Source organism: Dyella soli (assembly GCF_054482295.1).
On record NZ_JBTFFU010000001.1, the window covers coordinates 2,003,260 to 2,029,678 of the forward strand.

Genomic DNA, 26,419 nt, shown 5'->3' on the forward strand with positions numbered 1-26,419 from the left:
CCACGTCGGGTCCGACGACTCAGCGAAGCAGCAGCTTCGTTTCCAGTAGATCCATCCGCTTCAGCTCACCGCGCACGCTGCAGACCGCCTACAACGGTGAGGCTGGCAGAAGGCGCTTCGGCGGATTTGACCAGCGGTCGCCCTTGGCGTGTCTGGTGGCCGGCGTCCCGTCGAGCTCGCCATGCATCCCATCCTCCAGCACGCGCAGCTTGCAGATCGGACGAGCGCTCGGCACGCGGCCTTCCACGAACGCATAGGAAAGCGCGTCAAGCCAAGGGAGGTCAGGGCTACGCATCGGACAGAGGGCTCTGCGATAGAGGGCTACTACGACCGCTTCGAGGCGCGGGAGTTTCTCGACGGCCTGCTAAACTTGACTCCGATTCGAAGACAGCACTTGAATTGCTTGCTCCATATTGGCCAAGGCAAAACTTGCTTCGAAACGCAGATGGAGGATTTTTGTATCGCCCGATACCCTCATCGTCGATGGATAGATTTGTGGCAAAGCGACGTTTTCAATAGATCGAACATGAGCAGCCGTAATCAGGGGATGGATAATGGCCTTACTTCAAGGCGAACCGCAGAACAAGTCGGCAGGCTTCCCGTCGTTGGTTGTTCTAGGGATAATCGCCACCCTATCGATTTATTTCCCTTTCCTCGCGTCGAACGCCCACATATCCTCGGATGGGCAATTTGCGCAGTTCTTCGATAATGGCTTCCATTGGAGCGACCGCTACATTGGCGGCTGGCCAAGCTACGCCGACCCCAATAGTTTTGCCTTCTATTTCCTTAAATATCTTTTCCCCGCGAATCAAAAGGGGTTCGACTACTTCACGCTCTCGGCGATATTCATTTTCGCCATGGGCAACAGTTGTCTCGCGTGGTCGCTGACGCGCTCGCGCGCGGCATCCATCCTTGCGGTCATGTGCGCTCCCGGACTGGGCTTCCTGGTGGCGCATCTTGGGCATACGTCCATGTTGCACGCAGCCGCTTATGTACCATGGATGCTGCTGGCTGGCCTAAGGTTGTCCACGCGCAGTGTGGCCTGGCCTGCATGGGTAGCCCTACTAGCGGTAGCAACCGCCCTGTCACTCGCCACTGGCCACACCCAGATAACCGTTTATGGTCTGTCGGGATGTGGCTTGGTCGCGATGCCACTGACGCACCGGCCGTCCAAAATCATGTCTGTCTATGCGCAGATAGTGTTAGGCGTCACATTAGGCGCTGCACTTTCGGCGGCTTTCCTCGTTCCAGCGCTTGGGTTTGTTGCGGACTCGCTGCGCGCCTCCATAGACTCAGAGACTCTAAGGCAGTTCAGCCTGAGGCCATTCGAACTGGGCATCAATATATTCCCGTACCTGGCGGGTGGAGACATGGGTAGCGCCGCGCCAACTCCTTACGCGGGCACCGATCTAACTAACAATTGGTCGGAGAACATCGCCTACATCGGCGCATGCATTCCCTTCCTAATACTCATCGGCGCCAGAGAGCTTTGGTTCGACCTGGTCGGACGCAAGCTCATCCTAGCCTTCGTTCTGACGTCAATCCTTGCCTTGGCGCCATCCTTGACGAATCTCTCCGCTTGGCTTGTACATGTGCCCGCCTTGTCATTGTTTCGTGCATGGGGAAGGTGGCAAATCGTTTCGTCGGTTATTGCCTTGCAACTAGCATGCATGGCGTTTGCACGCATGACCTCGGCTTCTTTGCCAGTAAAGGTCAGGGTCCGGCGAGCGGTCACCGCAATACTGCCGCTAATTGCGACGATAGCGCTGTTTCGCACATGCACGTCTTGCTCGACTTCAATTGACTTGATTCAACTGTTTACCGGTCCAACTTTGTTCCAGTTCTTGACGCTCTCGCTCATAGCCATCGTGAGCGTCGCCTGGGGCATCAAGGGTTTCGGGCAAACAAACTTCCTTCTCGTCGCTCCGATTCTCATCGCGGCCATCGAACTCCTCAACCTCGCTCGTCACGCACCATCCACCAATATTCTCGGGAACAAACACGACGACGCGCATATCGAGGTGCTTTCGCAAACAAAAGGCCTGATCGCGACCACAAAAGGACGACTGTTAACGCTCTCCGGCTGGACCAGCCCGAACCTATCGCCGGACATCGCGCGAGCGGCAGGGATCCCATCGCTTAATTGGTACGGGCCACTGCTATCCAAGCGCTTCGCTGAATTGGTAGGAATGACACTCGGGGGATGGACACAGCCCAACGTCATGTCCGAGCAGAACCAAGTGTTGGACCTCTATGGAGTTTCGATCGTCGAGCCCTACGTGCCAAATTCCGCGCCTGAGATTCCACGAGGACAGGAACTCTATCCGCCCGCGCGATGGGCACCGGTTCAGACAACTAATCCCGCAGGCCTCATTTTCAACACGCGCAGCCTGCCCCGCATCCGCCTGGTAGGTGAATCAATCCTGCTGTCGGACCCGCAGATTTTGAGCGCTCTGCAAACGTCTCGCTTACAAGACGGGCGAGCTTTCAGGGCCGCGAGGACTGCCTTGGTGGAAAATGTCAACGCTGTGCTGAGCGGCAACACGGTTCCTGTGCCGCGGTTAAAAATTGCGGACGAGCAGGTGGAACGAGTTGCGGTAACACTCGAATCTGACAATCAGGCTCGCATCATGCTCGTGATCGGAGACAACTATTCACCCAACTGGACTGCTTGGGTGGATGGCCGTCCTGCAGCTGTCGCCCGTGTCAACTACAATCAGATTGGCGTGATCGTTCCGGCGCATACCCGCTCTATTACCGCCGAATATCAGGACCCGCTCTTGAGGCTCGGTATTGTGATCAGCGCGTTCGCGGCCCTGCTGACCACGTTGACGGGACTGTACGGAGCACGTGTGTATTCAGCGAAGAATCGGGGACATGAATAAAAGCAGCATTGCCATTGTTGTTCCAATGTACAACGAGGCGTCCAATATCGAGCGGTTCTTCGATCGCCTTGTCCCGGCCATGACGTCGCCGAATGTAGCGCTGCGCATAATCTGCGTGGATGACGGGAGTTCAGATGATGGCGTAGCCCGCGTTACGCGACGCCTCCGGACACTGCCCGAAGGCGCGTGCGTCGTGCAGTTGTCGCGCAACTTCGGCAAGGAGGCCGCGCTCCTGGCGGGCTTGGATGCGGCACTCAAGACCGACTGCGACGCAGTTGTCATGATCGATGCCGACCTTCAGCACCCGCCCGAAGCGATCACGGCACTTATGGAAGCGTGGAAAGAGGGCAGCGAAGTGGTGATCGCTTCGCGCACATCGCGAGCGGGCGACTCCATATCTCGGCGCTTCATGACTCGGCGCTTCTATCGGCTCATCAATTGGCTCTCCGATATTCCCATGGTGGACGGCGATGGCGATTTCCGCCTCCTATCGCGCGCTGCTGTCGAGGCGCTGTGCAGCTTGCGCGAGCAGCACCGGTTTACCAAAGGCCTATATTCGTGGATCGGATTTCCGGTCGCGCGCATTCCAATTGAGTTCGAGTCGCGCGAGGCAGGCGCAAGCAAGTTCCGCCTCGGTCATCTTATTGCCCTGGCCGTCAATGCAATAACTAGCTTTTCCGTCAAACCATTGCGTCTCGCCATCATCGCTGGCCTCATCATTGGCGCACTATCACTCGCGACGGGCACCTGGATTACATTCCAGACATTTGTTCACGGCCGGCAAGTGCCAGGGTACGCCTCGATCTTCTGCGGCATGATGTTCCTAGGCGGCGCGCAATTGATTGGCATCGGAGTGCTGGGTGAATACGTCGGACGTACCTATATCGAATCAAAGTCCCGCCCACCCTATATGGTGCGGCGCGTGATCTCGCAGGAGAAGCAATGAACCGCTCACTGACAAATGCCATTCGCTGGATGATGGACGAGCTTGTACCAGCAGGAATCAGGGACAGCCGAGTCTTCATGTGGCCGTTCTATTGTTTGGCCTACAAGACGCTCAAGCCCGCGAAGTACATGCGCTTCAAGTCCAACGTTTGGACAATGGGTTCGGACGATTACGCTGACTTTTACCGAAGCCTCAATTCGGTGTCGAGAAACCGCCTGACGGATAATAACCACGCCTGCGTCGAGCAGATCGTCGCCGACTCCAGGGACGCAAAGAGCGTATTGGATGTGGGGTGCGGGCTGGGTTACCTCCTAAACCGTCTGCGTGAGGAATCACGAAGAGCCGAGCTAACCGGCGTGGACCTACTCAACGAGGTGCCAGGATCTACTTTTAGCTATCATCAGGCTTCCGCCGACGCTTTACCGTTTCCGGACAATGCTTTCGATGTCGTGCTATGTACGCATGTAATCGAACACGTGATCGATCCGACCAAGGTGGTGCGGGAGTTGCTCCGCGTTGCGCGCGAGAAGGTAATCATCGTGACACCACGCCAACGGCCCTTCTATTACACGCTTGACGAGCACATCAATTTCTTCTTTTATGCAGAGCAACTTGGCCGTCTTGCGCCTGGGCTGAATAGCACGACTCGGGCACTATCGGGCGACTGGTACATGGTCATACGAAAATGAACCTAGCCATCGTTTGCTACGCGACTTTTCTCGCGACATTACTCACTGGCGCGCAGATTATGTTCAAGCTGTTTGCGATCAATCGCCGGCTTGACGCTTTCTATTGGCCACAGTATCTACCCCTTACCGGGGCGCTGACACTGTACTTTGCGGTGTTCGTGATCTATGCACATATCCTGAAACGCTTGCCGCTTTCGTTACTCTATCCGACCTATACAGCCTTATCGGTGCTGCTCACGTACGCGGCGAGTACTGCGATTTTTCGGGAGCAGGTAACGGTCCGTTCTTTGGTGGGTTGCGTAATGCTGGTCGGCGCGGTCTATCTCATCGCCTCACCCGCATCCAAATAGGTCGGAAAATGCCCACGCTCGGCGGACAAATGGCGAACATCAGAGGATGGGGAACAGTGGGCATTATTGCGTTGATCGCTGCGTGTCAGCGGCACGCCCCTTCGGATGTCAGCCCTCCTGCAAGTGTCCAGATCGCTTCTCCGCTAGGGCGTACCTATTTTGATCCAGCCGACGTTCGCATGGCTTACGGCGAACAGTCAGGCAGCATTCTTCGGAACGCGTCGGTCGAATTCGCGATCATGGTCTCAAATGGAAGCACTGAGACGCTCTTAGCCAGCGGGGAGCATCCGGTTGTCATTTCGTATCTATGGCTGTCGCCGAATGGCGAGGCGAACCCAGGCGCCAATGAAACTGTAATTCCAGCGAATATCGAGCCGGGGCGAGACTTGCTTGTGAAATTCAACGTCGTTGCACCGACGGCAGCTGGCGACTACATCCTCAAAGTCGTGATGAAGCGCAAGAACGCGAACGAGTTTGAGCAAGGTGGCCAGGCGCCGCTGCACTACAACGTAACTGTTCATTGATGCTGCGTGCCACGTACCGCAGAGCAGCAACGCGTGACACCAGCGGCCGCTAGATCGCCTCATCGCGACAAATCTATAGACCTGGCCACGTTTCTCGCCTTCTGCAGCGCTTGATTGCTGCGGCTTGCGCGGCTGGGTCATTCAGTTCGCTTGCCGCGGTGTGCGGCCGAGACCAGCATGCGCTGCTAGTGAATTTGGTACCGTTATTCGTTCGCCCAGCGCTAACTGACCGCCGGGCCTGCTATCGGCGTTACGATGGCCTCACCATCATTTTATCATCGCCTCGTTCAGCAACTCCGCGTTGAGCTGTGCGTCGTTTTGCATCTGCTTCAGGCGCCGGTTCTCGTCCGGCAACTCCCTGAGTTGGGAAAGCACCGATGCATCCATGCCGCCTAGCTTACTACGCCACTGGTAGGAGGTTGCCGAGCTGATGCAGTGCACACCACCCAATTGCGTCACCGGCGTGCCGGCCTTGGCTTGCTTGAGCACGGCTTGGAGTTTGTTGTCGAATCGAGACTTCCCTACGGAACATCCTCGGATCTGACGATGAGGAAAATTCACTGTTGACGTTAACGAACCGGGAGGGGGTTGCCCTTGCGCTGCCGATTCAGAGTTCCGCAAAACCCTCGTTACAACTGGTGCGCCCGCGCAGCAGCGCGAAATTGCGGCGCGCGAACCATCGTAGGGATATCGATAGCATCGAGCCAGGAAGTGTTCCCTGGCGGCATCTCAAGGCCCGCATACAGCGCAAGATGCCTTGTCATCCCAAGGCAGCGTGCGATGGAGTTTTGTACCAGCGAGACCTTTAGTTACGGCCAAGGCTTGTAGAAAGCCATGCGAAATGTTGCGGCCGGAGATAGAACGTGTTGGTCGTCGCCTGCGAAAGTGGTACGAGGCTGTTACTGGCAGCACGGTATTCGTAAGCGGTATACCCACGCTCGGTGAGGAACGCGGTGACGCGCGTGTAGTCGTTGTTTTCGATCAGAAAAATCGGGGGCGATGCCTGAATGGTGTCAGCCATACCTTGTAAGACATCGAGCTCCCACCCCTCTGCATCGATCTTGCAAACGCTTGGACGCAGATTGAATGTATCCATGGGCGCTATTGCGATCTGCAGGGTTTGAAAGGATAGCTCCCTACCATAGGACTGGAGCCTCTCTTTAACCCAGGAAATCTCAAAATGAGAAACACTGAGCGATGCTTCCTGAAAGTAGGGCTCTCCATCCACGTAGGGGATAACCAGGTCAAGCCTACCTGAGGACGATCCACAACCCATCAAATGGTATTCGAATAGTCCTTCAGTCATCAGATGTGTTTTTAAATGCTCCAACGCCGCGGCATAGCGCGGGTTGGGTTCAAAGGAAACAACCCTTCCCGGATTGCAAGTACACATAAATGAGACGACAGATTGTCCCGCATTGGCTCCTACATCCACGACAACAGGATTCTGGATCGTCAAATTTCGGAAGAAGTAGAAATCCGTCTCGTGGGGAACTCTTGAATCCCATTGCCTTTTGATGTCAGAGATAGCGTCCATTGTTTCCCCTAACCCCATACCATGAAGTACAAGCGGTGCCTTCTACCGAAATTAAGCGAAAGCCACTCCGGCAAATGGCTCAGTTTTGGGTGAAATTCAACACGCACGCGGCTCCTGGCTCAGGTGCTGCACAATTCAGGTCGGCGATTGATACATCCAAGCGAGCGTCTGCTTCAGCGGTATGACAACAATATCTCCGATCAGCTGCCTCAACTTATCGTTGGAACCCACTAGCCGCTTTACCTCATTCTCGCGAACAAACTGCGGGTTAACGCGAACATCGATCCGGTACCCCGCAAGTTCCTCCATGATCTGAATCGCCTCCGTCAGCGAAGTACCTACTCCAGAGCACAAATTCACGGTCTGTCCAATGGCATTCGATTCCAACAAGCGCCGATAGGCGCTCACCACGAAACGGACGTCTTGAAAGTCTCGAAAGACGTCTATATTGCCAAGTTCAATGGACTTTTCGCCTCGACGAAAGTGCTCAACGATCTTGGAAAGCAAAAACTTATCAGACTGCCCTACCCCGGTGTAATTGAACGGACGAGCGAGCACTATTGGCAAACGATCCATCCAAAGCCTCGCCATGTACTCCATCGCAAGTTTACTTACGGCATAGTCGTTAGCCGGCGCTGGCGCGACGTCCTCGGTGATCGGCTCAATATCGGTGTTGCCATAGATGTTCGCACTGCTGGCGAGAAGCACAGCTCGCGGTCTCTTCGGACTTGAAGCCAAAGCCTCGAGCAAATTCCTTGTGCCGAGAACATTGGTTCTATAAATGGCGTCCACATCTCCATGCGCCACAAACGCTATAGCGGCGAGATGGACAACAACGTCAGGTTGAACGCGCATGACGAGATCATGGACTGCCCCCCTGTTACACAGGTCTACCGATCTCTCGGCTCCGACGCCCCCCTCTTCGTGCGATGCCCCGAAGACGACGTAACCTGCAGATTCCAATTCCGCAACGAGATACTTGCCCGTAAATCCACGACTCCCAGTGATGAGAGCCGTGGGCTTGACACCATTATCAGAAGGATTGGCCACGTTCGTTCCGGCGCAGGTCAGCCTTCACCATCATGTCGCAGAGCTGTTCGAGTGTGGTCGTCGGCTCCCAACCCAACTTTTCCCTGGCCTTCTGCGGATTTCCGATGAGCAAGTCGACCTCGGCCGGCCGATAAAACTTTGGATTGATACGAACCAATACCTTTCCGGTGGACACACACACACCCGTTTCATTTTCGTCTTTGCCACGCCATTCGACCGGAATGTCGGCCCCCTTGAATGCAAGCGTCACAAAGTCACGTACAGTCACCGTGCGGTTGGTAGCGAGAACATATGTATCGGGCTCGTCCGCCTGCAGCATGCGCCACATGCCTTCGACGTACTCCTTGGCAAAGCCCCAGTCGCGCTTGGCATCGAGATTGCCCAACTCCAGCACATCCAACTTTCCAAGCTTAATTTTTGCTGCCGAGTCTGTAATCTTTCGCGTCACGAACTCGCGTCCACGAAGTGGTGATTCGTGATTGAACAGGATGCCGCTGGAGCCGAAGATGTCATACGACTCTCTATAGTTGACCGTAATCCAGTGCGCATAAAGCTTGGCTACACCGTAAGGGCTACGAGGATAGAACGGCGTGTCCTCCCGTTGAGGGACAGCCTGCACCTTGCCAAACATTTCGGAAGTCGATGCTTGGTAAAAGCGGATCTTCGAGTTGACCATCCGGATGGCCTCGAGAAGGTGCAGCGCACCAACCGCTGTAATCTGTGCCGTGGTGGTGGGCTGATCAAACGAGACACCGACGAAACTCTGCGCGGCCAGGTTGTAGACTTCCGTCGCCTCGGACAGCTGCAGTAGACGCACCGCCGAACCCGTGTCCGTAAGGTCATACTCGACGAGGTTCAAATTGGGATGCTGGGCAATGCCTAGCTCTTCGATTCGCCAAAAATTGACGGAGCTGGTCCTTCGATAGGTACCAAAGACCCTATAACCTTTTTCAAGAAGCAACTGCGCCAGATAGGCGCCATCCTGCCCAGAAATACCTGTAATCAACGCCGTCTTCATACCGCTCCGTTCCCGTCTGTTCGCCCGGCAAGCCCTCAGGACTTGCCAAATGTTGCTCAATGGATAGGTTACCGGGACAAAAGTGAGCCCCAGCGTGTGGCCCCCGCGACGATGGATTATCGTCTACGCGCAGTGGAATCCGCTACCCGCCAATTCAGCTCAGCGCCGCCCCAAAATGCGTCGAATGAACGGTTGCCTACCTGGCTCCGTCGTTGCGACCATTGCCGATGCCTGCGCATTCTCTCGGCGAAGAACCACGCAAATACCCCGGACCATTAGATCTTCCTCGGAATACCCAAGCGCACGGGCAGCGCCGAAATTGGGGTGTCGCAAATGCGACTCATCCGCGACGCCTTGCCATTCCTGATAGGACAGGACCTTCACCTGACTCAGGCCGGTCTTGAAAATGCGACGAAACGTATCCAGCCGCACCTTGTTCATGGCATGGAGAAAATCACCGACCTCCTCGTCATTGGACCCGGCCTCGCGCATTCTCAGGGCGTATTCATCCTGCGGGACGAGCAAATGCTCCCAGGGGGTGGGCACGCGATGGAAGAAATGGCTTCCCGTATCGCAGCTCCATATCGGATCGAACGTCAAATAGGCCAACCCGCCAGGTTTAAGTACTCGGATGATTTCGGCGACGGCCCTGCTCGGGTCCGGAATATGCTCTAGCGCATTGAACGATACGACCAAATCGAACGCCGCATTCTTGTAGACAAGGTTCATGGCATCGCCCGCGTGAAACTCCAACGAACGCGCATTGAAGGGCTCGTCGTTGCGCTCGAATTTCTCACGGAGAAGCTTGATGAATTCGCCGCCGTAGCGTGCGTTCTGATCGATGAAATCAGTGCAAATCACCCGTTTGGCGATTCGAGTGAGAAACGCGCTGTGCATGGCGCCCCCTCCCCCGACATCGAGAGCACTTTCGAACGCCTGCGCTCCCGATTTGAAACCAATGGCTGCAAGCATTCGGTCATATTCCTGCCGATGCGTCGCGATGTCGTCTTTTTCCTGATAGTCCATTCATCCACTCCCGTATACCCGGAACTAGGAACCCTCGAAGCGGGCCTCAGCAAATGCGACAACGGCAATGCATGGCAATTGTGGACACGCCTTTTGCCGCTACGACGGCGATTAAGCTGTATCAGGCTACACCCGCCAGACCCATTTTTCGCTTCACACCAGGCCGAAGTCCAGATCGGCCGGAACAGCTCGTCGAAGCGACGCTCCTTAAATTCGCCCCGCCAACTGGGCGAGCAGGGCGAACACGTCTTCGTCGCAACCCGGCCCTAAACCGCGCCGTCGACCGTAACAATCCCATCGCCATGCAACCCTGACGCTCGCTCCAGATCCGGTGATCCATGAACCAGGCCATGAGCAAGTACTTGTGAGACAGGTCGCCGGCGCTTTGCGATTACGTCCTTCAACGCGTGGCTCTCCATGGCCAGCTCGGAATACATTCACTTGAGCTGGTTGGGCTCGGCATCGGGACGCTGCACCTGCTGCAGATCCTTGTCCGGTCCAATCCCTTCGACCCACCGCAGCAAGGCTGCGATATGACCTTCAGTAAATTTGCTACTGCGCAACGTCAGGTCCCCGCTTACTTGCTTGCCTGGAGAGCCTTGATAGTGCGTGGAGCAAGTTTACGGAGAGTCGACACTGGCTTTAACGCATGATTTGAACAGACACCATTTACGCATTCTTACAATCGCCCAAGATGTCAGATGCAACCATAGCGAAGCGCTGAGCCAATCGATCCCAGCCGTAACTTTCGGCAAGCTGCCGTCCTTGGGCAGCGTGCCGGGTAGCAAGCTCGGCGTCGTCAATATAGCGAGCCATGGCCTCCATCACCGTGGCCACATCATTTGCCATCAGACCGTTTTTCTCGGGCGAGACGAGTTCCGCAAAGGCCGTGCAGCTGGTTCGAGCAATGACGGGCGTACCGGCCATCCAGGCCTCCAAGAGCACGATACCGAAGCTCTCGCTGTCGCTCATGTTGACGAGGCAGCGTGCCTCGGCAAGCGCACCAATGACCACGTCCCGCGGCTGCGCGCCGTAGTAGGTCACAAGGGATGCGTCCACTGGAGCGCCGTCATCATCTGGCCCGATCATCACCAAGTCGAAGCTGCGGCCCGTTTGGCGGAGTCGCGATGCGGCCTCGATGATCATCGCGTAGTTCTTGGCGCCGGCCTTGCGACCAAGTACCAGCATGAACGGGCGTCGCTGCGTATGGAGCGCCCGGAACGCCTCGACTCCGTTGAAGATGGAATCCGCAGAGAAGTCCGCAGGATCAAGCCCCCCACCGGGCAGCACGACGCTATTGGCCCCAATTTTGTCGAAGAAAAGCGGTTTGCTTTGTGACGGCGCCGCAATGACCGCATCGGCGTGGCGGAAGGCTTCGTAAAAGGACTGCCAATGGTAGTAACGATCTTCCATATGAAAGTGCGGAAGTACGATGCACGGCACGCCATGGCACCGCGAGGCGTGTACTCCGTCTACGGCGGTCGAGAACGGCACCCCCTGTACAAGAACAAGGTCGAATTGAGGCAGGTTCTTTCGCAACCAGCGATCGCGGGATGTGGAATGAGGGCCTCGTATCTGATCGAAAATTGCATCGATCGCGGGGTCCCGCATCTCAGCGACCTCTATCAAATCCGAAACCCAGCGATCCACGTTACCCTCCTTGGCGCGCACTTCCATGCCGACGCCAAGATCGATGGTGATGTCCTCATTGGCCGTACCAAACGAGAGCGACGTGGCGATGAAAGACAGAACTCTCGGGTCGGACGCTTCGCTCAACACTGCCGTCGAACACAGTTCGACGATGTCGCTGGCCCGAGGCAAATCGACCGTAAACTCGAACTCACCATGGACCGAGATCGCGCGCAACTCCTTCTCGTGCGCGCGCACCGATATGGTCTGAGTGCCCTGAGGAGATACGCCTGCAATGGTCAAGCGTGTCGCATTGTTGGGAACCCGTATCTGGGCATGCCGGCTAGCCCAGCACATTGCATCGGCACGGCCTTGCGCTCGCTCGGGATGGTTCCAACCACCCAACAGGCCCGGGCGGTCGTCTCGTTTGGCAAGACGTCGGCCCAGCTCAAGCGATTCATTCATCCACACTGCGTGCAACTTGCGGGCTGCTTCGAACGGATCAGAGCGTCCTTCATCGACAGGGAAATAGTGCACCACACCTATTCCATCCGGCATGCCATCCCGATCCTCGGGATGGTCATAGACGGCCGAAAAGTGCAGGTGATCATGTATGGCACCTACATGGGTGCTCGCAATCTCGATCTGCAGGCTCGCGTTCGCGCGGAGCTGCTCCAGCAGCCTGAGCATGAACGTTTCCGCGCCGCCTCGCGGCGGATCCGCGAACCGGTAGGTGAGGACCAGCATTCGCGCCATACCCTGGCCAGGGATGAGCTTTCTCAACTCGCGCCGGAATCGCCCACCCAGCAACTCCCAATCCAGCTCTTCCTCGGCAAAACGCCGGCAAAGCGCGGACATTCGCTGCCTTTGCTCAGCATTGCCGATCAACGAACGCACGGATGCCGGGAATGTGTCGCTGCCAGCGATAACACAATGCACGCCGTCGACGGCATCGTAGCCACGAACACCCACCGCCGAGGTAACCATCGGCAGACCCGCAGCGAAGAAGTCAGGCACCTTCAGGCTGGAGCCACCGCCGTCGAACAGCGGATTGATCGCCACGTCTGCCATGCCCAGCGCCGCGAGCTTTTCCTCGTCCTCTAGAAAACCCAGCAAAAGGACATTGGATGGAAGCCTGTCGCCGGCCACCGCATCGCAAACGCTACCCGCCAATGCGAACGAGATTTGCGGCAATTCCGGCGCCAGCTCTTCGATGATGTAACGCGCAGCCCGAACGTTCGGGGGATGGGAACTACCGAGGAAAATCGCCAACGGTTCATTCCGACCACTGCGGTTGGAACGGACGAAGTTGGGGCGCAAACGCACTCCGTTCTCGATCACCATGCCCTTGATCGCCGGCATCCGGGTACCAAAGCCGTCAAGATCAGACTGCGACACGCAAACGAGCAACTGGCTGCGCCGGAACATCGCCGCCTCCATCCGCTCGACCTCGGCAAGCCAGCGCTCACCATCATCACGATGCGCGTAGAGGGCGCGCTTGAGGTCAACCTCAATGTTCTGTGACGAATAGACGACTGGAACATCGAGCGGAATATCGTCTAACAACGCAGCCAGATAGCACTGTTCGAACAAGATGATATCGGCATTCGGCAGGAGCTTCAGAAACCTGCCCCTGTATCGGGAGTCCCCACCACATTGCAAGCCTGAGACTACATCCGCGACTGACACGGAATAACCCTGGTCAGCTTCGACCTGAGCCAGCCTGTGCGCTTCGGACTTCGGGATCGCAACCTGGAGGACACCATCATGTATGCGCCTGGACGACTCCTGCAGGTCATCAGTCATGCACAACAACGTCACGTCGAACTCTCGCCCCAGCTCACGCAGGAGCGCCGAAATGCGTACTTGGCCGCCACCCATGGGTCGATCGACGGAATAGTCGCAGACACTAAGTATCTTTCGACGAGGCCGGCGAGCTTCCCGTTGCCGGATCAACCCCTCCAGATCGCCAGCGACGCGCGACGCAATGGCCTCCCAGCTGTAGGACTCGACGACAAATTCGGCACCCTTGGCAGACAAACGGTCGGCGTGCACGGCGTCACCAAGGACGCGGCTTAGAGTGATCGCAAATGCGTCACTCTCGCTGACGACGATATGTTCGCCGTCGACCAACGGCAGGCCACGCGCACCAACTGTTGTGCTGACGATTGGCGCGCCATGCGCCAGATAGTCAAGCATCTTCAGATTCGTTCCTGCACCTGAGAAGAGCGGATTGATGGCCGCACCACAGGTGCTCAACAGGCGCGTCTTTTCAGCCTCGTCAACAAAACCCAAAAGCTTCAGGTTTGCTCGTTGCGGACCCAAATACGCCTTGCATACGCTGCCGATCACGTTGAATGTGATATGCGGAAGGGCTGGCGCTAGTATGTTGCCAATGAAGTCGAGAGCTTCGACATTCGGCGGGTGAACGCTACCGAGAAACAGAACCTCATTGCGGCTCCGGACATAACTGACGTCCTGGTCATTCGGCTCGAAACCGTTGGGGGCCCTGAAGATTTTCGAAGCCTCGAATCCGAACTCGCGTTCAAACGTATCGGCCTCTTCATCGCTGATAGCCAAAAGGGCTTCGCAGTGCGCGATCAGTTCCGTCTCCAGAAACTTCACGAACTCAGTCGCGCGAACCCCGATGTCACCTTTGAATATCTGCCTCGCAAGTTGGTACTCAACGTTGTAGGCGTTATAGATGCGAGGAATTCCATCACTTCCCATGCCGCGATCATATGGCACGGTGAAAGGAGACTCATGGATGATGAAGTCCACGCCAACAGCGTGCTCCGAAATGACCCGAGACATCTGCGTGTCGAATGGGTAGGCGAGCGCCACCGCGAGCGCTGAGCATTCGGGCCCTATTCCCTCCGAAGATAGCTGCCAATGAATCTGATCAGCCTCAGCTGGCTTGGGAACACGAATTTCCCTGAAGCAATCGCTGTGTGTGATGGTCTCCAGCGAAGCATTCGGGAAGGTAGCCGAGACGAGAGTGATATCGAAACTCTTGCTGAGGTGCTTGTAAAGATAGAAATAGCGCTGCTCACCTCCACTGGATGGCGGCGTAAATGCGGGGAAAAAATTGATCACGAGCAACCGACGTCGCCGAGCAGGCGAACTTGTTGCCGCCGAGCACTCCACGCGCGCCCCAGCTACTGATTTGGCATGCTCATACATCATCTCGATCTCAAAATCCTCAGCCGCGTCCGGTCGTCATGGAGTCGCCTGGTCTTTGCAACTAGCGCTTATAGGCCACTATCGCGTAGTCGGGCGCGGCACGCAGCAGCGCCAGAAGCTGGTTGAGCTGCGGGGCAGCCGCCGTCTCGGCGGGGACGTCCTCGATTTCAACCACGCCGCGGTTTGCTGTCAATCGCTCTATGGAGACGTCGGAGAATCCCCTGGCGCGAGCGAGCCAACTCAGCAGCGGAGGCGGAATGGGATTGCGATGGGTCGGGTCGATATAGAACCACTGTGTGGCCATCAGCAGGTTCTCTGGATTGGGGGTCTCCAGTATCAGTATGCCGCCAATGCGAAGCACCCGGAACGCTTCATCGAGCAGCTCCAGGAGCACATCAAAGGGAAGATGCTCGACGAGGTGCATTGACGTGATCGCGGAGACTGAGTCCGAACTCAGGCTGCGGAGGTAGACCAAGGCATCCTGCTCGGTGACATCAAGATCACTCGCCTTACATTCGGCGAGCATCACCTTATTCAGATCAACGCCACATGACTTGATACCGTGCTCTCGCAGAAGCTCGAGCCATTCGCCGCGCCCACACCCCAAGTCGACTACCAAGCCGGCGGACGTCTCGCCGACTGCATGGCGAACGGCTGGAAGGTAATGCTCTACGCGACTCTTGATGTCTTCTCTCGTCCCGCGAAATTCGTCCTCGAATGAGGCATAAAGCGCATCGTGTGCGTTCGGGACCGAAGATGGTTCTGACTGGTTACGATCGGGAAGCTCACCGCCACGACTCGCCTGAACAGTTCCACGCTCAACCACGTATCTAAGTTCCAACAGGCTTCTTGCACTATCAGTGTGCAGGCGCTGGAGCTCACCCTTGTGCTTGGCCAACTGATTCTCTAGACGGCCAATTGCAGTAGCAACCAGGCTTTCCTGCTCCGAGGAGCTTTGCGCAAGTCGTTCGTAGAGGCGCGCCAAGGCCACTCGCGACTGCCCCGTAACAAGTTGCAACTCCGAGTTGAGGTTGTCGATCTTCTCGCCTGCCTGGCGAATCGCCTGGTCGCGCTCTGGCAATGCGGACTCCAGAATTGCGCTAATGGCCTTTTCTTCTTGTTCGATCTCTTGCTTGTGCTGCTCGATCTCTTGTTCCTGGCGCTCGATTCGGCGCAACATGCCTGCCGCGAATGCATTGACATGATGACCCAGATGTTGGACCTCTCGAGCCTGGACAGCCCCCATTCGATCGAGTCGCCTCAGATACGCTGGCAAGCGGACGAAAGCATGTAGCCAAGCGAGGGGGCGCCCAATGAAGCGCTTTTGCGACCACTGCTGAAGCTTATACGGCAATAGCAAGCCCTCGACATGTACGCCACGTGACATGCCTTCCGGGGAGAACCGGATATCTCCTAAAATATGCACCTTGTTGCGTATGCCATTGCGGAGATCGCTCAGACATGACGCCAGTCCATCGGGATCCGCAGGGCGGCGAAGTAATGCACGATAGGCCGTCTCCACGAAATCCCGATCATCCAGATCGACAAGGTCGCTCAACGCGTAGGCCTGTTTGATGACCACGCGCGAGGTCGCCGGCACCCAGTGGTCGTTCGCTTCGACGGCCCCGTCATCGGGCACTCCGCTTGGAGCCGCATCGTCGTGACGCCTGCGCTGGACTACTTCGTCCTGGATTTGCCGCATGAGTTGATCAACATTCATACTCTATTCTCTAATCGTCACAGGCTTCCCCCGCCCCGCCCTTTGCTGGTAGCGGTACGAACGGTGTCAGCCCGGCAATTCCCGTATTGACAATTCTTCTGGTGGATTCCAGGCCACACCCACAAACATCGGTCGCGATACATTCGCCACGGTAAAGACGAGGGCAAGGTCCTTCCATTCGTAGTTGTTGACCAGGTGCGTTTCAGTGCTCGATAGCGCTATGGATACAGAGTACGTGCCGACACCTATGTTCATCGGAAACCGAACTTCGAAGCTGTAATTGCGTCCTTTTCGTACGTTCGTCAGCCCATGCCCCGTGTGGTGGGTGTTGGTACCGAAGACCGATTGACCAAGCCTATCCTTGATGACGTAACCGATAACAAGGCTCGGGATATCCGCATTTGCGTGCACCCTAACCGACAAGGTTACGCTGTCTCCAACTCCAACCAACTCGGTGACAGCACCATTTGCATCCAACAACTGGACGTCAGCAATGGTAGCCTCGCCAGTGCCGGACACCGTCGCCACACCGCCATCGTCGCGGCGCTCTTGGCGAATGGTTTTCGATTCGCGCTCTGCAATGATGGCGTTGTAGTAATCGATGACCTCCTGGGGCTGACTGTCGAGCAGCATACGGCCACGATCCAGCAGCACGGCCCGATCGCATAGACTCAATACGGCCGATCGATCATGCGAAACAATGAGCAGGGTCGTGCCCTGCTCACGAAATCCCTTGATCCTCGCGAAGCATTTGTGGACGAAGTACGCATCGCCCACGGAAAGTGCTTCGTCGACGATGAGAATGTCCGGACGAACCGCTGTGGCCAGACTGAAGGCCACGCGCATCTGCATGCCACTTGAATAGGTGCGAAGCGGTTCATCGAAATATGCGCCGATCTCAGCGAACGCCTCGATGTCCGGCATCACGGACTCGATGTCGGCCCTTGTCAAACCCATGAGACCACCGCTGTGCCAAACGTTCTGGCGGCCAGTGAGATTGGGGTCGAATCCCATGCCCAGTTCCAAAATCGCGGCGATGCGCCCACCAACGGACACTCCACCCTCAGTCGGATGCAGTGTGCCGGTGATCATCTTGAGCAGCGTGCTCTTGCCCGCACCGTTCTGGCCCACGATACCGATGGCTTCACCACGGTGGATGCTGAAATCCACATGGCGAAGCACCCAATGCTCCTTGAAGCGGCTACTGGCAAGACCAAACCAGCCAGCGAAACGCCACCATTCGCTGGAGTACTCGCGATAGGACTTGCCAACGTTGGCGACACGCAGAATGACATCCGTCATAGCACGTCCACCATTTGATTGGAGGCTCGTCGAAATACGAACAAGGAAACGCCGAGAAGCGCCACAGCCAGGGCGGCGACCCACGCCAAATCTGCAAACGGTGGCGGTTTGTTGAACACCACTACATTCTGAAAGCCGACTATGACCGGGAACATCGGATTGAACTCCAAGACCTTCCTGAAGCCCGCCGGCAGCACGGCAGAGAAGTAGACGACGGGTGTCATCCAGAACCAGATCTGCAATACGACCACCATCGTCTGCGCCACATCGCGAACGAAAACATTCAAGACACCAAGGAATATCCCCAGGCCAAGCCCCAGCGCAACCACGAGTATCGCCAGGAAGGGAAGCCATAGCACTTGTGGTCCCGGGAGGTGCCCGAGCACAAGCAGTACCGCGAAGATTGCGATGAATAGCAGACCTGCGTTCACCAGCGCAGTACCTGCGACGATCACTGGCAGGCACATTCGCGGGAATACGATCTTTCGCAAAAGTTGCGCATTATCCACGAACACGTTGATGGAGCGACTCAGTATTTCACTGAAGAGCGACCAGCCAAGAATACCGGCCAGCAAGTACACGCCGTAGGCATAGCGATCGCTCACCCCAGGCATCCTTGCACCCAGCACTTGAGAGAATACGACGGCGTAAATGACTGCCTGGGTCAGGGGCTGCAGGATTACCCATGTCGCGCCCAGCTTGCTTCGGGCAAAGCGCGCGCGCATTTCATTGACGACCGACGAAGTCACGAAGTGGCGATAGCGCCATACCGCTAACAAGATGTCCTTCATGAATTCCCTGACGTCGTGAATGGCGCCCCAGGCCGGCGCCGATAGATGTTGTCTAGGCGGGCGGTCATCGCGGTCACACACGCCTCCACGGAGAGCTGGCGACGGACGTCTTCGGCGGCCTTGGACCCCTTCGCCTTTGCCTCGGCTGGCGCCGCCACCACGCTGCGCATCAATGCGGCCGCGTGATCCAGATCAGGTTCGGCCCAATACTGGTTCTCTGGGTGGATATACGCGCCCGGCGGCACCGGTGCCATCCGGAAGTTCACGAGATAACTGTTGTCATCGGTCATGAACTCCAGATTGCCCGAGTATCGGGTTCCGATGACAGGCTTGCCCAACCGCATGCTTTCGGCAAGGCCGAGACCGAAGCCCTCGGAGCGATGTAGCGAGACGTAGGCGTCGCAGCAACGCTGCAAGGCGTGCAGATGTTGACGATCGATAATGTCGTCGCGAACGATGATTCGCGAGTCACCCTTGATAGACGCCATGAGCTCCCGAAACCTCTCGGGGTAACTATGGCCGTTGCTCGACTTAAGCAGCAGGCACACCTTTTCGCAGCGATCAGGAAATGCGCGCTGAAAGGCTTCGACGGTACCCAGCGGGTTCTTTCGTGCAAGTGATGAATGAAAGTCGAACGTGCAGAGGAAAATAGTCGCATCTGGATCCAGCCCGAAATCGGCGCGCTCCAGGCCGCTATCGTTGACGTCACCCAATGGCACCGGCACTTTGAATACGGGCTTATGCGTAGCGGACCGCACGGCCTGCTCGACGAAATCGGAGGCAACCATGACCTCGTCAACATCGTCCAGGGCTTGCAGCCAAGCTTCTGGGAACTTCTCCAGCTCCCAAAACCAGCAGCCGATGACATATCGATCGCCACCGATCGACCGGCGAATGCCCTGCATGATCTCGCTAAAGTGGTCCGGATTGGCAAAAACCAAGTCGACGGGATATGGCGCGGACGATCCGATATAGGCATCGAGGCTGTCGTCGTTCTGACTGTGCGGTACCCCCAGAGCGATATCCCGAAGCGCCACGGGGTAACCGACGGACATCAGTGCGCGCGTATGCAAACGAGCATTCTCACCCAGGCCAAACTGTCCTTTGGCGAAAGCGTGGACCGTTACACCACCATGCCATGCCTTGCTCACCCGCGCAGGCGCGAAACGATGAACCTCCGCGCCACTGGCCTGTTGGATCACCCAACGATCGGAACGCAAGAACGCGGTGCCCTTGTATGCAGAGGTCTTCAGGCCCGCTGAAACGCGCCGTCTCCACGCTGAGGGTACGATGGAGAGCGCGCGGGAAAGCCATGCCTGTCTTCGCACCCAGGTTAGGAGATTGAGCAGAGCAAAACTGTTTGTGCGATGCAATCCGATGGGATTCATGTGCAACGTCCTCTTGCAAACGAGGACCACGATGTTCGACGGTCCGCGCGGCAATCCTTAACCACGTAGTGCTGCGTTCAATTCGCCTCGGAGGTCCTCAATGTCCTCGACCCCTACGGAAAGACGTATCAGACTGTCACTGATACCAAGGCGCTTGCGGTTTGCCGCCGGGATCGAAGCGTGAGTCATGATCGCAGGATGCTCAATAAGGCTTTCAACGCCACCCAGCGATTCGGCCAGTGCGAAGAGCTCACAACGCTCGAGCATTTTTCGCGCTGCGCGCAGGCCGCCCTTTACCTCCACCGAGATAATGCCGCCAAAGCCGTCCATCTGACGTTTGGCCAGCGCGTGCTGCGGGTGTGATCTCAGGCCTGGATAGATGACTCTGTCAATCGACGGATGCTTTTCCAGCCAATTTGCGAGGCTCAAGGCACTCTGACAGTGTGCCTTCATGCGTAGATGAAGTGTTTTCAGGCCACGCAGCGCGAGGAAGCTGTCGAAAGGCCCAGCAACGGCACCGACCGAGTTTTGTAGAAAACCCATCTGCTCTGCAAATTGCTCATCCCGCGCCACGACGATTCCCCCAACCATGTCGGAATGACCATTGAGGTATTTTGTGGCTGAATGAAGAACGAGATCCGCCCCATATTCGATGGGGCGCTGGAGCATGGGCGAGCAAAACGTATTGTCGACGACGAAGATAAGCCCATGCTTGCGGGCGAACTTGCCAATTTGTGCGAGGTCCACCAGCTTCAGCATGGGATTGGTCGGAGTTTCAACCCAGATCATCCGGGTATTGGGCTTGAGCGCGGCCTTCAGAGCCCCGCTATCGTTCAAGTCGACAAAACTGAAATCCAACCCAGCGGAGCGACGCCGAACGCGCTCAAAAAGCCGATAGGTACCGCCGTAGAGGTCATCCATGGCGATGACGTGGCTACCGCTATCCAGCAGATCCAGCACGGTCGCAGCTGCAGCCAGACCGGAGCCGAAGGCAAAACCTGCTTTACCCCCCTCGAGGCCGGCTACGCACCGCTCATAGGCCATGCGCGTAGGATTTTGCGTCCGGGAATACTCGAAGCCCTTATGCTTTCCCGGGCTCTCCTGCACATAGGTGGAGGTGGCATAGATGGGCGTCATGATCGCCCCGGTGGTCGGATCGGGGCTCTGCCCGGCATGAATGGCCAAGGTACCTAGGCCGAGCTTTTGTCCCTTCTCACCGGTCTTCATATGGTTCGCATACCCCCGACAGGGGCCTCTTAGCCAAATTAAGGGACAACATCTTACCCTTTGCCCCTCCCCGCCCGATACGGGGACCTAAAACGGTTCCTAAACGATCGCCACAAACGGGGCCTGTCTACGATGACTGGATTGGCTTGGTCGGGCGATCAAGAACGGGCATCATTGGTGAATGCCTGCGATGGGCCCCCATGGCCTGCGCACAGTTCAGGATGCCGGAAGCAGGAATCCGGACAGGATAAAAATGACCCTTTTTCGAGACCCCGCAAAAACCGTCCTGGTCACCGGAGGAGCCGGCTTCATCGGCGCAAACTTTGTTCTGCAGGCCATCAGCGATGGCCTGCGCGTCATTAACCTGGACAAGCTGACTTACGCCGGGAACCTGGACACCCTGTCCTCGTTGACGGGCAATGACCGGCACCTGTTTGTCAAAGGCGATATCGGCGATCGCAAGCTTGTCGCACAACTCCTGGCCAGCCACCGGCCTGACGCGATCGTGAATTTCGCGGCCGAATCTCATGTTGACCGGTCTATCGACGGGCCCGCGGCGTTCATCGACACCAACGTCGTCGGCACGTTGGGTTTGCTCGAGTGCGCCCGCGATCATTGGAGCGACCTCGATGGTGAGGCGCGACTGAAATTCCGCTTTCTGCACGTATCGACGGATGAGGTTTACGGCTCTCTGGGCGCGGAAGGCAAATTCACGGAAACAACCCCGTATTCGCCCAATTCACCTTATTCCGCATCGAAGGCAGCCTCCGACCACCTGGTTCGTGCTTTCCATCACACTTACGGGCTGCCGACAGTTACCACCAACTGCTCGAATAATTACGGGCCTTATCAGTTCCCTGAAAAGCTGATTCCTCTCATTATCCAGAAGGCGTTGCGGGGTTCACCACTCCCGGTCTACGGCGATGGCTTGAATGTTCGTGACTGGCTATTTGTGGGTGACCACTGCGCTGCCATTGCGCGCGCGCTCGAGTCGGGCCGCGTGGGTGAGACATACAACGTCGGCGGCAACGCCGAGCGTGAAAACATCGTCGTGGTGAAGACCATCTGCGCGCTGCTGGACCAACGGATTCCCCTGACCAATGGCGCAAGTCGCGAGTCGCTGATTACCTATGTGAAGGATCGCCCGGGGCATGACCGTCGCTATGCGGTTGACTCAGGCAAGCTCCAGCGCGAGCTTGGCTGGCTGCCATCACGGACGTTCGAAAGTGGCATTGCCGAAACCGTGGACTGGTACCTCAACCATCAGGCCTGGACCCGTCGCGTGCTGGACGGAAGTTATCGCCTGGAAAGGATCGGCGCATGAGCACGAGAAAAGGCATTATCCTCGCCGGTGGCTCGGGCACCCGCCTGTACCCCGTCACCCAGGCGGTCAGCAAGCAGTTGCTGCCGATCTACGACAAGCCGATGATCTACTACCCGCTGGCTACGCTCATGCTGGGCGGCATGCGGGACATCCTGCTGATCAATACGCCGCATGAGCAGGTGCTGTTCCAGCGCTTGCTGGGCGACGGCTCGCAGTGGGGCATCAATATCCAGTACGCCGTCCAGCCCTCGCCCGACGGGCTGGCGCAGGCCTTCGTCATCGGCCGCCAGTTCCTTGCCGGCCAGGCCAGTTGCCTGGTCCTGGGCGACAACATCTTCTATGGCGAAGGCCTGACGGATCGCATGCGCCGGGCATCGGCCCGCGAACAGGGCGCCACGGTCTTCGGCTACTGGGTGAAGGACCCGGAGCGCTATGGCGTCGCCGAGTTCGACGACCAGGGCCGCGTGATCGGCCTGGAAGAAAAGCCGGCCAAGCCCAAGTCCCACTACGCGGTCACCGGCCTGTATTTCTACGATGGCAACGCCTGCGACTACGCCGCGGCACTGCAGCCGTCGATGCGCGGCGAGCTCGAAATCACCGACCTCAACCGTCGTTACCTTGAGGACGGCACGCTGCACCTGGAACAGCTCGGGCGCGGCTATGCGTGGCTGGACACCGGCACGCACGAATCGCTGATGGAAGCGGGCAACTACATCGAGACGATCGAGAAGCGCCAGGGCCTCAAGGTGTGTTGCCCCGAGGAAATTGCCTTCATCAACGGATGGATCGACCGCGAGCAGCTGCAGCGCCTGGCCGCCCCGATGATCAAGACGGGCTATGGGCAGTATCTGAGCGAGCTGTGCGAGCAGGGGGCTTCGCGATGAAAGTGATCGAAACAGCGCTGCCCGGCGCACTGGTCATCGAGCCCAGGGTGTTCGGTGACTCCCGTGGCTATTTCTACGAGAGCTTTCACAAGGAAAAATTCCGGGACATCGGGCTGGACGTGCGCTTCGTCCAGTCCAATGTCTCCAGCTCGACGCGTGGCGTGGTTCGCGGACTTCACTACCAGTGGCCCAACCCGCAAGGCAAGCTGGTCAGCGTGCTGCAGGGCGAGGTGTATGACGTGGCTGTCGACATTCGCCGCGGCTCGCCCACGTTCGGCCAATGGACGGGGGTGATGCTGACCGCAGACAACCATCGGCATTTCTGGGTGCCGGAAGGCTTTGCGCACGGATTCTGCGTGGTATCCGAAACCGCCCTCTTCACTTACCAGTGCACGGCGCTGTACGACCCCTCGGCCGACCGTGCCGTCCACTGGGACGATGCCGCGCTGGGGATCGACTGGCCGGTGAGTGAGCCGCTGCTTTCCGAGAAGGACATCAAGGCGCCCAGCCTGGCGGACGTCCCGGCGCACCTGCTCCCCGAGTACGTCGTGTGAAGACCCTTCTGCTTGGCGCCAACGGTCAGCTGGGGCGCAGCTTCATCCAGCATGGTGGACTGGCCGGACTGGGCCAGCTGGTGGCGGCAAGCCGCGACGGCCGTCAGTTCGACGGCGCCGACATCGCGGCCATCGACCTGGCCGAGCCCGCTCGGCTTGGGCACGCACTGGACCGGGCCCAACCGCAGATCATCATCAACACTGCTGCCTATACGGCGGTGGATCGTGCCGAGAGTGAGCTCGCCCTGGCACTTCGCGTGAATGGCGAGGCCGTGGGCGTAGTCGGCGACTGGGCACGACGGCACGACGCGCTGGTGGTTCACTACTCCACCGACTACGTGTTCGCCGGGGACCGTCCCCACCCCTATGCCGAGGACGCAGCCACCGCCCCGCTGGGCGCCTACGGGCGCAGCAAGCTGGCCGGCGAGCAGGCCCTGCGCGACAGCGGAGCCCGGCACTTCATCCTGCGCACCTCGTGGGTCTACTCGGTCCATGGCCAGAACTTCCTGCGCACCATGCTGCGGCTGGCCAGGGAGCGTGACGTCCTGCGCGTCGTCGCGGACCAGCATGGCGCCCCGACCAGCACTAACCTTATCGTCGAAGCCACCCTGGCTGCACTGCAGCAATGGCGGCAGGGCTCTGTCAGTGAACAGGCGGCCATGCAGGGCACTTACCACCTGGTCGCCAGCGGGGAGACCACCTGGCACGAGTTCGCCAGGTCGATTTTTGGCGTGGCGCAAGCCCTGGGACTGATTGCCCGGCAGCCCGAGGTCGAAGCCATCAGCACGGCGCAATTCCCTACGCCGGCCAGGCGACCGGCCTACTCCGTGCTCGATAACCGTGCCTTTCAGCGACAATTCGCCTTTAAACTGCCCTTCTGGCGCGACGGACTCGAGCCGGTCATGCGGCAACTTGCAATCAATGGATCCTAACGAACTATGTTGATACCTCTTATCCTCAGCGGCGGTAGCGGCACCCGACTCTGGCCGGTGTCACGCAAGAATCTGCCCAAGCAATTCTTGTCGCTGACGGGCCAGGGAACGCTGTTCCAGCAGACAGTGGCCCGCACGCAGTTGCTCGAAGACGTACGTGCTCCGATCGTGGTGGCCAGCGAGGACCATCGCTTCCTGGCCGCCGAACAGCTGCTCGAGTCAGGCATCGCCGATGCGAAGATCATCCTGGAGCCAGTGGCCCGCAACACGGCACCGGCCATCGCGCTGGGTGCGCTGCTGGCTGTCGAACAGGACGCTGACGCCATCCTGCTGATCCTGCCGGCCGACCATCTGATCGGCGACTCCGCGAGCTTTACCAAGGCGGTGCAGCTGGCCCTGCCGGTGGCCCGCGAAGGCTGGCTGGTCACCTTCGGCATCCGCCCCGACCGACCGGAAACCGGCTTCGGATACATTCGCCGCGCCGAATCCATCGGCGAGGGTGCGTATCAGGTCGCCAAGTTCGTGGAAAAGCCGGTGCTGGCCACCGCCGAGGCCTATGTGGCCGATGGTGGTTACGACTGGAACTCCGGCATGTTCCTGCTCAAGGCTTCGCGCTTCCTCGAGGAGCTCGGGCAGCACGCCCCCGATATCCTGCAGTCGGTGCGCCAGGCCTACGCGTCGGCCAAGGCCGACCTGGACTTCGTCCGCGTCGATGCGGAAGCCTTCGCACGGGTGCCGGACAACTCGATCGACTACGCCGTGATGGAAAAGACCCAGCGCGCGGCCGTCATTCCGGTCACCTGCGACTGGAGCGACATCGGCTCGTGGTCCGCACTCTGGCTTGCTGGCGTGCGCGATGCCCAGGGCAACCTGCGCGAGGGCGATACCATCGCGGTCGACACCACCAACTCGCTGCTGCGTTCGCACGACCGGCACCTGCTCGCGACGGTCGGGGTGGACGACCTCATCATCGTCACCACGCCCGACGCCACGCTGGTGGCACACCGCGACTCGGCGCAGGACGTCAAGCGCGTGGTGGACGAGCTGAAGGCCGCGGGCCGCAGCGAGCACTCGCTGCACCGCATCGTGCGCCGCCCGTGGGGCAGCTACGATTCGATCGAATCGGGTGACCGCTTCCAGGTCAAGCGCATCGTCGTCAAGCCTGGCGCAGCGCTCAGCCTGCAGAAGCATCACCACCGCGCCGAACACTGGATCGTCGTCTCCGGCACCGCGGAAGTCACCTGCGATGATCGCGTGTTCCTGCTGGGAGAGAACCAGAGCACGTACATCCCGCTCGGCAGCGTGCATCGACTGCGCAACCCCGGAAAAGTCTCGCTGGAACTCATCGAGGTCCAGTCCGGTAGCTACCTGGGCGAGGACGATATCGTGCGACTGGAAGACGTCTACGGGCGCTCCTGATCGCCGCACCCGATGTTCACGGGAAGCCGCGCACGTAAGTG

Annotated in this window: 20 protein-coding genes and 1 pseudogene; 10 read left to right on the plus strand and 11 right to left on the minus strand. The window is 58.2% G+C overall.

Features of this window, described 5'->3' with window-relative positions; translation table 11 throughout:
- Positions 1 to 554: 554 nt before the first annotated feature.
- Genes ACXU4B_RS09230 through ACXU4B_RS09250 form a run of 5 tightly spaced genes read left to right on the plus strand, consistent with a single transcriptional unit; the run spans position 555 to position 5,394 of the window.
- Positions 555 to 2,885, plus strand: coding sequence for a YfhO family protein (locus tag ACXU4B_RS09230; protein WP_131409807.1), 2,331 nt, complete (start codon positions 555 to 557; stop codon positions 2,883 to 2,885).
- Complete coding sequence (locus ACXU4B_RS09235; RefSeq protein ID WP_131409809.1) at positions 2,878 to 3,831, plus strand: glycosyltransferase family 2 protein; 954 nt, start codon at positions 2,878 to 2,880, stop codon at positions 3,829 to 3,831. The genes ACXU4B_RS09230 and ACXU4B_RS09235 overlap by 8 nt, the downstream gene beginning before the upstream one ends.
- Positions 3,828 to 4,520 carry a class I SAM-dependent methyltransferase gene (locus tag ACXU4B_RS09240; protein ID WP_131409811.1) on the plus strand — a complete coding sequence of 231 codons (693 nt, stop codon included), beginning with the start codon at positions 3,828 to 3,830 and terminating at the stop codon, positions 4,518 to 4,520. Before ACXU4B_RS09235 ends, ACXU4B_RS09240 begins: the two co-directional genes overlap by 4 nt.
- Positions 4,517 to 4,870: a DMT family transporter gene (locus ACXU4B_RS09245; RefSeq protein ID WP_131409813.1), complete on the plus strand. Its 354-nt coding sequence runs from the start codon at positions 4,517 to 4,519 to the stop codon at positions 4,868 to 4,870. The genes ACXU4B_RS09240 and ACXU4B_RS09245 overlap by 4 nt, the downstream gene beginning before the upstream one ends.
- An 8-nt stretch (positions 4,871 to 4,878) precedes the next feature.
- A complete protein-coding gene (locus ACXU4B_RS09250; RefSeq protein WP_131409815.1) occupies positions 4,879 to 5,394 on the plus strand; it encodes a hypothetical protein in 516 nt (171 codons plus the stop codon).
- Between the two features lie 270 nt (positions 5,395 to 5,664).
- Here the strand turns inward: ACXU4B_RS09250 and ACXU4B_RS09255 are convergent.
- From ACXU4B_RS09255 to ACXU4B_RS09305, 11 genes and pseudogenes are all read right to left on the minus strand, one after another.
- Positions 5,665 to 5,934, minus strand: a pseudogene (locus ACXU4B_RS09255) (transposase); the annotation flags it as partial.
- A 265-nt stretch (positions 5,935 to 6,199) separates the two neighbouring features.
- A complete protein-coding gene (locus ACXU4B_RS09260) occupies positions 6,200 to 6,931 on the minus strand; it encodes an FkbM family methyltransferase (RefSeq protein WP_165583171.1) in 732 nt (243 codons plus the stop codon).
- A 135-nt stretch (positions 6,932 to 7,066) separates the two neighbouring features.
- Entirely contained in the window at positions 7,067 to 7,981 is a 915-nt protein-coding gene (locus ACXU4B_RS09265) for an NAD-dependent epimerase/dehydratase family protein (protein ID WP_131409821.1), read from the minus strand.
- Positions 7,965 to 8,999, minus strand: coding sequence for a GDP-mannose 4,6-dehydratase (gene gmd / locus ACXU4B_RS09270; protein ID WP_131409823.1), 1,035 nt, complete (start codon positions 8,997 to 8,999; stop codon positions 7,965 to 7,967). Before gmd ends, ACXU4B_RS09265 begins: the two co-directional genes overlap by 17 nt.
- A gap of 159 nt (positions 9,000 to 9,158) precedes the next feature.
- Entirely contained in the window at positions 9,159 to 10,025 is an 867-nt protein-coding gene (locus ACXU4B_RS09275) for a class I SAM-dependent methyltransferase (protein ID WP_131409825.1), read from the minus strand.
- Positions 10,026 to 10,694: 669 nt separating this feature from the next.
- Positions 10,695 to 14,840, minus strand: a complete 4,146-nt coding sequence (locus ACXU4B_RS09280) for a glycosyltransferase family 4 protein (RefSeq protein WP_131409827.1) — start codon at positions 14,838 to 14,840, stop codon at positions 10,695 to 10,697.
- A gap of 58 nt (positions 14,841 to 14,898) precedes the next feature.
- Positions 14,899 to 16,557: a methyltransferase domain-containing protein gene (locus ACXU4B_RS09285; protein WP_131409829.1), complete on the minus strand. Its 1,659-nt coding sequence runs from the start codon at positions 16,555 to 16,557 to the stop codon at positions 14,899 to 14,901.
- Between the two features lie 66 nt (positions 16,558 to 16,623).
- Positions 16,624 to 17,859, minus strand: a complete 1,236-nt coding sequence (locus ACXU4B_RS09290; protein WP_131409831.1) for an ABC transporter ATP-binding protein — start codon at positions 17,857 to 17,859, stop codon at positions 16,624 to 16,626.
- Positions 17,856 to 18,650 (minus strand): ABC transporter permease, encoded by a 795-nt coding sequence (locus ACXU4B_RS09295; protein WP_131409833.1) that lies wholly within the window; start codon positions 18,648 to 18,650, stop codon positions 17,856 to 17,858. The genes ACXU4B_RS09290 and ACXU4B_RS09295 overlap by 4 nt, the downstream gene beginning before the upstream one ends.
- On the minus strand, positions 18,647 to 20,038 hold the full coding sequence (locus tag ACXU4B_RS09300) for a glycosyltransferase family 4 protein (protein WP_131409835.1): 1,392 nt from the start codon (positions 20,036 to 20,038) through the stop codon (positions 18,647 to 18,649). Before ACXU4B_RS09300 ends, ACXU4B_RS09295 begins: the two co-directional genes overlap by 4 nt.
- 57 nt (positions 20,039 to 20,095) lie before the next feature.
- Positions 20,096 to 21,265 (minus strand): trans-sulfuration enzyme family protein, encoded by a 1,170-nt coding sequence (locus tag ACXU4B_RS09305; protein ID WP_131409837.1) that lies wholly within the window; start codon positions 21,263 to 21,265, stop codon positions 20,096 to 20,098.
- 253 nt (positions 21,266 to 21,518) lie between these two features.
- Between ACXU4B_RS09305 and rfbB the strand changes: the two genes are divergently transcribed.
- The 5 genes from rfbB to ACXU4B_RS09330 are packed head-to-tail and all read left to right on the plus strand — an operon-like array spanning position 21,519 to position 26,378.
- A complete protein-coding gene (gene rfbB, locus ACXU4B_RS09310; protein ID WP_131409839.1) occupies positions 21,519 to 22,589 on the plus strand; it encodes a dTDP-glucose 4,6-dehydratase in 1,071 nt (356 codons plus the stop codon).
- Positions 22,586 to 23,473, plus strand: a complete 888-nt coding sequence (gene rfbA, locus ACXU4B_RS09315; RefSeq protein ID WP_131409841.1) for a glucose-1-phosphate thymidylyltransferase RfbA — start codon at positions 22,586 to 22,588, stop codon at positions 23,471 to 23,473. The genes rfbB and rfbA overlap by 4 nt, the downstream gene beginning before the upstream one ends.
- Positions 23,470 to 24,027, plus strand: a complete 558-nt coding sequence (gene rfbC / locus ACXU4B_RS09320; RefSeq protein WP_131409843.1) for a dTDP-4-dehydrorhamnose 3,5-epimerase — start codon at positions 23,470 to 23,472, stop codon at positions 24,025 to 24,027. Before rfbA ends, rfbC begins: the two co-directional genes overlap by 4 nt.
- Positions 24,024 to 24,959 carry a dTDP-4-dehydrorhamnose reductase gene (gene rfbD, locus ACXU4B_RS09325; protein ID WP_131409845.1) on the plus strand — a complete coding sequence of 312 codons (936 nt, stop codon included), beginning with the start codon at positions 24,024 to 24,026 and terminating at the stop codon, positions 24,957 to 24,959. The genes rfbC and rfbD overlap by 4 nt, the downstream gene beginning before the upstream one ends.
- Positions 24,960 to 24,965: 6 nt before the next feature.
- Positions 24,966 to 26,378, plus strand: coding sequence for a mannose-1-phosphate guanylyltransferase/mannose-6-phosphate isomerase (locus ACXU4B_RS09330; RefSeq protein ID WP_131409847.1), 1,413 nt, complete (start codon positions 24,966 to 24,968; stop codon positions 26,376 to 26,378).
- Positions 26,379 to 26,419 lie beyond the last annotated feature (41 nt).